Below are 331 nucleotides of genomic sequence, written 5' to 3' on the forward strand. Positions count from 1 at the left end.
GCGCAGAAGAGCGAAAGACGCAGATCGTGGCTGCGGTGTTGCGATTGGCCGATGAGATTGGCCCTGATCGGTTAAGTACAACAGATGTCGCTCGCGCCATTGGCCTCAGCCAGCCCGCGATCTTTCGACACTTCCCGACAAAAAACGAACTCTGGCTGGCAGTGGCCGAGGATATCGCGGAACAGCTGAAGGCAGCCTGGACTACAGCAGAAACCTTGGCTACCGGGCCGAATGATCGATTGAAGGCTTTGATCGAAGCACAGCTATCAGCCATTGCCCACACGCCGGCCTTGCCTTCAATCTTGTTCTCCCGCGAATTGCAGGTAGAAAA

The 331-nt window shown here is 55.9% G+C and carries 1 protein-coding gene; it reads left to right on the forward strand.

Annotation, left to right across the window (positions count from 1 at the left end; all coding sequences use genetic code 11):
- Positions 1 to 331, forward strand: a 331-nt coding sequence (locus tag E7681_RS18710; protein ID WP_211089844.1) for a TetR/AcrR family transcriptional regulator, incomplete at both ends; no start/stop codon positions are given.

It is taken from the genome of Thalassobius vesicularis (assembly GCF_004799325.1).
GTDB classification, from domain to species: Bacteria; Pseudomonadota; Alphaproteobacteria; order Rhodobacterales; family Rhodobacteraceae; genus Thalassobius; species Thalassobius vesicularis.